Annotated in this window: 6 protein-coding genes; all 6 read left to right on the forward strand. The window is 68.7% G+C overall.

Annotated features, from left to right (window positions below; all coding sequences use genetic code 11):
* Nucleotides 1–209: 209 nt before the first annotated feature.
* Genes kdpF through ACIHAO_RS39475 form a run of 6 tightly spaced genes read left to right on the forward strand, consistent with a single transcriptional unit; the run spans nt 210 to nt 7,967 of the window.
* Nucleotides 210–311, forward strand: coding sequence for a K(+)-transporting ATPase subunit F (gene kdpF / locus ACIHAO_RS39450; protein WP_007031325.1), 102 nt, complete (start codon nt 210–212; stop codon nt 309–311).
* Nucleotides 311–1,972, forward strand: coding sequence for a potassium-transporting ATPase subunit KdpA (kdpA, locus tag ACIHAO_RS39455; RefSeq protein WP_396566846.1), 1,662 nt, complete (start codon nt 311–313; stop codon nt 1,970–1,972). The genes kdpF and kdpA overlap by 1 nt, the downstream gene beginning before the upstream one ends.
* A complete protein-coding gene (gene kdpB, locus ACIHAO_RS39460) occupies nt 1,969–4,062 on the forward strand; it encodes a potassium-transporting ATPase subunit KdpB (RefSeq protein WP_396566848.1) in 2,094 nt (697 codons plus the stop codon). The genes kdpA and kdpB overlap by 4 nt, the downstream gene beginning before the upstream one ends.
* A gap of 4 nt (nt 4,063–4,066) precedes the next feature.
* Nucleotides 4,067–4,678, forward strand: coding sequence for a potassium-transporting ATPase subunit C (locus ACIHAO_RS39465; protein WP_396566850.1), 612 nt, complete (start codon nt 4,067–4,069; stop codon nt 4,676–4,678).
* 5 nt (nt 4,679–4,683) lie between these two features.
* The gene (locus ACIHAO_RS39470) at nt 4,684–7,269 is read left to right on the forward strand and encodes a DUF4118 domain-containing protein (protein WP_396566852.1); all 2,586 of its coding nucleotides are present in this window, start codon (nt 4,684–4,686) and stop codon (nt 7,267–7,269) included.
* A complete protein-coding gene (locus tag ACIHAO_RS39475) occupies nt 7,266–7,967 on the forward strand; it encodes a response regulator (RefSeq protein ID WP_125792684.1) in 702 nt (233 codons plus the stop codon). Before ACIHAO_RS39470 ends, ACIHAO_RS39475 begins: the two co-directional genes overlap by 4 nt.
* Nucleotides 7,968–8,266 lie beyond the last annotated feature (299 nt).

The following is an 8,266-nucleotide window of genomic DNA, read 5'->3' on the forward strand; positions in this document are numbered from 1 at the left end:
CAAGAAGTCGTAAAGGCACCCGATCGGGGCATCAAGAGGCCGTCAGGCAGCGGTCGCGCCGGTCTGTACCAGGCGCAGTGTTGCGGGGTCCTGGTCACCGATGGGGTGACCTGTCCTGAGAGGTGCCTAGTGGCCGACTTGCTCTACGCCGTGCTCCTGATCGGCGTATTCGTGGTTCTCGCCCTGACCCTGCGTGGTCTGGAGAAGCTGTGACCGGCACGGGAGCCGTGGCCAACGTCGTCGGCGGACTGCTGGCGCTGGGGCTGATCGTCTATTTGTTCATCGCACTGGTCAGGCCGGAGAAATTCTGATGTCAGACGTCATGGCCGGCCTCCTGCAGGCCGGCCTCCTCCTCGTCGCGCTCGCCGTGGTCTACCGGCCACTCGGCGATTACATGGCGCGGGTCTTCTCCACCGAGAAGCACACCAAGGCCGAGCGCGGCCTGTACCGCCTGTTCCGGGTGAACCCCGGATCGGAACAGCACTGGAAGACCTACGCGTCCGCCGTGATCGGCTTCTCGTTCGTCTCCGTCGTTTTCCTGTACCTGCTTCAACGGCTCCAGGCGATCCTGCCGTGGAGCCTCGACAAGGAACCGGTCTCGCCGGCGGTCGCCTTCAACACCGCCGTCAGCTTCGTGACCAACACGAACTGGCAGTCCTACAGCCCCGAAGCGACCATGGGTCACTTCGTGCAGATGGCCGGTCTGACCGTGCAGAACTTCCTGTCCGCGGCCGTGGGTCTTTCGGTCGCCATCGCGGTGGTCCGCGGCTTCGTCCGCTCGAAGACCGACCGCCTCGGCAACTTCTGGGTGGACCTGACGCGCGGCACGATCCGGATCCTGCTGCCGATCGCGTTCGTGGCGGCGATCGCGCTGATCGCGCTCGGCGTCGTCCAGAGCCTCAAGAGCGGCGTCGACGTCCTCAACCCGGACGGCAGCACGAGCAAGATCGCGCTCGCGCCCGCCGCGAGCCAGGAGGCCATCAAGGAACTCGGCACCAACGGCGGCGGCATCTTCAACGCCAACTCTTCGCATCCGTTCGAGAACCCGAACGCCTGGACCAACCTGATCGAGATCTTCCTGATCCTGGTCATCCCGGTCTCGCTCACCCGTACGTTCGGCAAACTCGTCGGCAACACGCGGCAGGGCTACGTCCTGCTTTCGGTGATGGGCGCGCTCTTCACCGCGATGCTCGCGGTGACCTGGCTGTCCGAAGCCCACGCGAGCGGGCCGGCGTCGCTGGCCGCCGGGGCGAACCTGGAGGGCAAGGAACAGCGGTTCGGCATCGGCCTGAGTTCGCTGTTCGCCAACGCCACGACCGGCACGTCGACCGGCGCGGTCAACAGCATGCACGACAGCTACAGCGGACTCGGCGGCGGCGGCGCGCTGCTCAACATGTTGCTGGGCGAGATCTCGCCGGGCGGGGTGGGCACCGGTCTCTACGGCATCCTCGTGATGGCCGTGATCGCGATGTTCCTCGCCGGGCTGATGGTCGGCCGGACGCCGGAGTACCTGGGGAAGAAACTCGGCAAACGCGAGGTCACCTGCGCGGCGGTGTCGATGCTCGCCATGCCGACGGTGGTGCTGCTCGGCTCCGGTATCGCGCTGATGCTGGCCGACACCCCGGCCGCCATGACCAACTCGGGCGCGCACGGCCTCTCCGAGGTCCTCTATGCCTACGCCTCGGCGGGCAACAACAACGGCAGCGCGTTCGGCGGGCTCACCGCGACGAACGACTGGTTCCAGTCCTCGTTGTCGGTGGCGATGCTGCTCGGCCGGTTCATCCCGATCCTCGCCGTGCTGTGCCTGGCCGGATCCCTTGCCTCCCAACGGAAGGTCCCGGAGACCGCCGGCACGCTGCCCACCACCGGGCCGCTGTTCGGCACGATGCTCGCGGGCACGATCGTGCTCGTCGCGGCCCTCACCTTCATCCCGGCGCTCGCGCTCGGGCCCATAGCAGAGGCACTCGCATGACCATGACTCAAGAACGCACCCCGGAGGAGATCTCCCAGCACCACGTGGAGAACACGGGCCGCGTCGGCGCGGGGATCTTCAGCCCACGGCAGCTGCTGACGTCCCTTCCCGAGGCGCTGCGCAAGCTCAACCCCAAGCACCAGCTGGCCAACCCGGTCATGTTCGTGGTGTGGATCGGCTCGGCGCTGACCACCGTCTTCGCGATCACCGATCCGAGCGTGTTCACCATCCTCATCACGATCTGGCTGTGGTTCACCGTCCTGTTCGCGAACCTCGCCGAGGCCGTCGCGGAGGGCCGGGGCAAGGCGCAGGCGGAAACCCTGCGGCGCAGCAAGAAGGAGACCGTCGCCCGCCGCCTCACCGAGGACGGCGACGAGGAGACCGTGCCGGGTGCCGATCTGCGCGTCGGTGATCTCGTGGTCGTCGAGGCCGGGCAGGTCATCCCGGGCGACGGCGACGTCGTCGAGGGCATCGCGACCGTCGACGAATCGGCCATCACGGGCGAGTCGGCCCCGGTCATCCGCGAATCGGGCGGCGACCGGTGTGCGGTCACCGGCGGCACCACGGTGCTCTCGGACCGCGTCGTCGTGAAGATCACCACCAAACCCGGTGAGTCCTTTGTGGACCGCATGATCGCCTTGGTGGAAGGCGCTTCCCGGCAGAAGACGCCGAACGAGATCGCGCTGACGATCCTGCTCTCGACGCTGACGATCATCTTCCTGCTCGCCGTCGTGGCGTTGCAGCCGATGGCGGGCTACTCCGGCAGCCAGCAGTCCGTGATCGTGCTGACCGCGTTGCTGGTGTGCCTGATCCCGACGACGATCGGCGCGCTGCTGTCGGCGATCGGCATCGCCGGGATGGACCGGCTGGTCCAGCGCAACGTGCTCGCCACGAGCGGCCGCGCGGTGGAAGCCGCCGGCGACGTCTCGACGCTGCTGCTGGACAAGACGGGCACGATCACCTTCGGCAACCGCAAGGCCACCGAGCTGATCCCGGTCGGGCAGTCCACTATGGACGACATCGCCAAGGCCGCCCGGTTGTCGAGCCTCGCCGACGGCACGCCGGAAGGACGCAGCATCGTCGAACTCGTCGCGAGGGAACACGGGCTCGCGGAGACGGCGTCCGCCGACGAGAAGCTCGCGGACTTCGTCGAGTTCACCGCGCAGACCCGGATGAGCGGCATCGACATCGGCGAGCGGCAGGTCCGCAAGGGCGCCACCGCCTCCGTGCGGGAATGGGTCCGCGAACGCGGTGGCGACATGCCGGACGAGACCGAACGCGTCGTCGACGAGATCAGCCAGCAGGGCGGGACCCCGCTGGTGGTCGCGGAGTACGACGGCGCGAAAGCCTTCGTACGCGGCGTGATCCGGCTGTCCGATGTGGTCAAACCCGGGATGAAGGAGCGGTTCGTCCAGCTCCGCGCGATGGGGATCAAGACCGTCATGATCACCGGCGACAACCCGCTGACGGCCAAGGCCATCGCCAAGGACGCGGGCGTCGACGACTACCTCGCCGAAGCCAAACCCGAAGACAAGATGGCGCTGATCAAGAAGGAGCAGGAGGGCGGGCGGCTGGTCGCGATGACCGGCGACGGCACCAACGACGCCCCGGCGCTGGCGCAATCGGACGTCGGCGTCGCGATGAACACCGGAACCTCCGCCGCCAAGGAGGCGGGGAACATGGTGGACCTCGACTCCGACCCGACGAAACTGATCGAGATCGTCGAGATCGGCAAGCAGCTGCTGATCACGCGTGGCGCGCTGACCACCTTCAGCGTCGCCAACGACCTCGCGAAGTACTTCGCCATCCTGCCCGCGATGTTCACCGGCATCTTCGCCCAGCTCGGCGCGCTCAACATCATGCAGCTGGCGACGCCGAAGTCGGCGATCCTCTCGGCGGTCATCTTCAACGCCCTGATCATCGTCGGGCTGATCCCGCTCGCCCTGCGCGGCGTCCGGTACAAGCCGTCGTCGGCGTCGGCGCTGCTGCGCCGGAACCTGCTGGTCTACGGCCTCGGCGGCATCGTCAGCCCGTTCCTCGGGATCTGGCTGATCGACCTGCTCGTCCGTCTCATCCCTGGAATCGGGTAACTCCATGAACGCACTGTTGAAACAGACCCTCGCCGGGCTGCGTGTCCTGCTCGTCTTCACGGTCCTGCTGGGTGTGGTCTACCCCCTGGGTGTCTGGGCGGTCTCCCGGATCCCCGGCCTCGAAGGCAACGCGGAAGGCTCGATCGTCACCCAGGACGGACAGGCCGCCGGGTCCTCGCTGATCGGCATCGACCCGGTCGCGGCCGACCCGGCCAAGGATCCGTGGTTCCACAACCGCCCGTCCGCGGGCTCGAAGGACGCCCTCGGCCCCGGCGACCCGTCGTCGTCCGGCGCGTCGAACAAGGGCCCGTACAACGAGGACCTGGTCTCCTCGATCGGCGAACGCAAAAAGCTCATCGCCGCCCGTGAGGGTGTCCAGGAGTCGCAGGTGCCCGCCGACGCGGTGACGGCGTCGGGATCCGGCATGGACCCGGCGATCAGCGTCGCGTACGCCCACCTCCAGATCCCGCGAGTGGCCAGGAACACGGGCCTGTCCGAGGAGAAGGTCCGGCAGCTCGTGGCGGAGAACACGAGCGGCGCCGGCATCGGTGTGCCGGGCGTCAATGTGCTGAAGGTCAACTTGGCCGTGCGCGACGCGGCCGGAGGAGCACACTGACAGACGTGGACGAGAACACGACCAAGCCGCGCCGGGGTGAGCTGAGGATCTACCTCGGCGCGGCCCCGGGCGTCGGCAAGACCTACGCGATGCTCGGCGAGGCGCGGCGGCGCCTCGACCGGGGCACCGACGTGGTCATCGGCCTGGTCGAGACGCACGGGCGGAAGAAGACCGCGGAGCTCGTCGAGGGGCTCGAGACGGTGCCGCGCCGCCGGTCCGCGCACCGGGACCACGAGTTCGAGGAGATGGACCTCGACGCGCTGCTCGCCCGCGCGCCCGAGGTCGCCGTGGTCGACGAACTCGCGCACACCAACGTGCCGGGCTCGCGCAACGAGAAGCGCTGGCAGGACATCGACGAGCTGCTCGCCGCCGGGATCGACGTGCTCTCCACGGTCAACGTGCAGCATCTGCAGAGCCTCAACGACGTCGTCGAGCGGATCACCGGCGTCACCCAGCAGGAGACGGTGCCCGACGAGGTCGTACGGCGGGCCGAGCAGCTGGAGCTGGTCGACATCACGCCCGAGGCACTGCGCAGGCGGCTGGCGCACGGCAACGTCTACCCGGCCGAGCGGATCGACGCGGCGCTGGGCAACTACTTCCGGCCCGGAAACCTCACCGCGCTGCGAGAGCTCGCGCTGCTGTGGGTCGCCGACCAGGTCGACGTGGCGCTGCAGCGATACCGGGCCGAGCAGAAGATCACCGACACGTGGGAAGCACGCGAACGGGTGGTCGTGTCCATCACCGGCGGACCGGAGAGCGAGACGCTGATCCGCCGCGCGAGCCGGATCGCGAACCGCGCGGGCGCCGAACTGCAGGTGCTGCACATCCTGCGCGGCGACGGGCTCGCCGGGATGGGGCCGACGGCGGTCGGCAAGTACCGGAAGCTGGCCGAAGAGGTCGGCGCGACCTTCCACACCGTCGTCGGCGACGACGTGCCGACGGCTCTGCTCGACTTCGCGCGCGGGGTGAACGCGACCCAGCTGGTGGTCGGGACCTCGCGGCGGTCACGCGTGGCGAGACTCTTTGACGAGGGCATCGGCGCGGCCGTGGTCCAGCGGTCCGGCCCGATCGACGTCCACATGGTCACGCACGACGAAGCGGGCGGACGGCTGCGAGCCCGCTTCAACCGGAGCCCGCTCGCGCCTTCGCGGCGTTTGACCGGCTGGGTGCTTTCGCTGGCGCTGCCCGCGCTGGCGACGCTGCTCGGTGTCCTGCTGAGGGATGAGCTCGACTTCTCCACCGATGTGATCGACTACGTCCTCGCGACGGTGCTGGTCGCGCTCGCGGGCGGGCTCGGGCCCGCGCTGCTCGCGGCGGTGTTCTCGGCGGGACTGCTGAACTTCTTCTTCACCCCGCCGCTGTACAACCTGACCGTCCACGAGCCGCGCAACGTGATCACGCTGGTCGCGATGGTGCTGGTGGCGGTCCTGGTCGCGGCGGTCGTCGACACCGCCGCCCGGCGCGCGACGCAGGCCGCGCGGGCGCGGACCGAGGCCGCGCTGCTCGCTTCGTACGCGCGGACGGTGCTCACGCACACCAACCCGATCGAGCGGCTGCTGGAGAAGGTCCGCGAGAATTTCGGCCTGACTTCGGTGTCCCTGCTGGAAAAGCGGGACGGGAAGTGGAAACTGGTGGCGAACGCCGGCACGGATCCCTGCGCCGACCCGGATCAGGCCGACGCCGACATCGCGGTCACCGCCGACGTCCACCTGACGCTGCGGGGCCGCGCGCTGCCCGCGTCGGACCGGGGAGTGCTGGAAGCCGTCGCGGGGCAGGCGTTGCTGGCCCTGCGGCAGCAGCGGACGGCGAAGGCGGCCATCCGGGCCGAGCGCAAGGCCGAGGCGACCGAACTCCGCACGGCCCTGCTGTCGGCCGTCGGCCACGACCTCCGGACGCCGCTGACGTCGATCAAGGCGGCCATCGGCAGCCTGCGCGCGACCGACATCTCACTGTCCGAAGAGGACACCGACGAGCTGCTCGAAGCGATCGAGGAATCGGCGGACCGGCTCGCCGGGCTGATCGACAACCTGCTCGACTCGTCGCGGCTGGCGACCGGCGCGGTGCGCCCGCACCTGCGCCCGGTCGGCTACGACGAGGTGGTCTCGCACGCCTTGTCCAATGTGGACAACTCGGCTTCGGTCGTGGTCGCGATCGACTCACGGCTGCCGTCGGTCTGCGCCGATCCCGGTCTGCTGGAACGGGTCGTGGCGAACGTGATCGACAACGCGCTACGGCACGGGAGGTCGCGCGAGCCGATCTCGGCCCGCGCCAGCACGCATTCGGACCACGTCGAACTACGCATCGTCGACCACGGGCGCGGGCTCAAGAAGGGCACCGCGGACTCGGCGTTCGCGCCGTTCCAGCGGCTCGGGGGAGACCGGGACAGCGTGCCCGGCGTGGGACTGGGGCTGTCGGTCGCCAAGGGGTTCACCGAGGCGATGGGCGGGCGGATCCGGGCGGAGGACACGCCCGGCGGCGGACTCACCGTCGTCATCTCGCTGCCCGCCTATGTTGGTCAGGATCCGGAAAAGAGCCTCCTCGCGTTCGACGACGAGGGACTGGAGAACGAAGAGGAGGAGCGAGTGCGATGAGCGCAGACACCGCGTCGGCGACCGTCCTGGTCGTCGACGACGAACCGCAGATCGTGCGAGCCCTGCGGATCAACCTGTCCGCCCGCGGCTACAAGGTGATCACCGCGCACGACGGGACGGCCGCGCTGAAGGCCGTCGCCGAGACCAAACCCGACGTCGTCGTCCTCGACCTCGGCCTGCCCGACCTCGACGGCACCGAGGTGATCGCCGGGCTGCGCGGCTGGACGACCGTGCCGATCATCGTGCTGTCCGCGCGCGGAGACTCGGCCGACAAGGTCGAGGCCCTCGACGCCGGCGCCGACGACTACGTCACCAAACCCTTCGGCATGGACGAACTGCTGGCGCGGCTCCGCGCCGCCGTGCGCCGATCGGCGTCGTCCGGTGTGGACGGTGCGGACGCGGTGGTGGACACGGGATCCTTCCGCATCGACCTGGCGGCGAAGAAGGTGCGCCGGGACGGCAAGGAAGTGCACCTCACCAAGACCGAATGGGGCGTGCTGGAACTGCTGGTACGCAACCGCGGCCGTCTGGTGGCGCAGAAACAGCTGCTGCACGAGGTGTGGGGACCGACGTACGAGACCGAGTCGCACTACCTGCGGGTGTATCTGGCGCAGCTGCGGCGGAAGCTCGAACCGGAACCCTCGCGGCCGCGGCACCTGCTGACGGAACCGGGGATGGGGTACCGCTTCGAAATGTGAGCCGCGGTCTCCGGCTCGAGTGTCATGAAAGGGTCGTTCAGGACATTTTTCGTCCTGAACGACCCTTTCATGACATCCGGTGTACCCGGCCGCCATCCGCCCGTGGGAACGCCATGAACGGTCCGTTCCTTGCAAAATTCGCAAGGAACGGACCGTTCATGGCGCGCGTGGGGCTTGCTGAGGGCCGCCCGTGTCGGCGCCGGAGGTGTCCGTGAGCCCTGGCGGGAGACGCGTTGCGAAAGCCACATTAGCCACGGTTAAAGTTTCGCAAGTGGCTTTAGCAAAAACCATAACGACAG

This window comes from Amycolatopsis sp. NPDC052450 (assembly GCF_044547565.1).
Taxonomy (GTDB): Bacteria; Actinomycetota; Actinomycetes; order Mycobacteriales; family Pseudonocardiaceae; genus Amycolatopsis.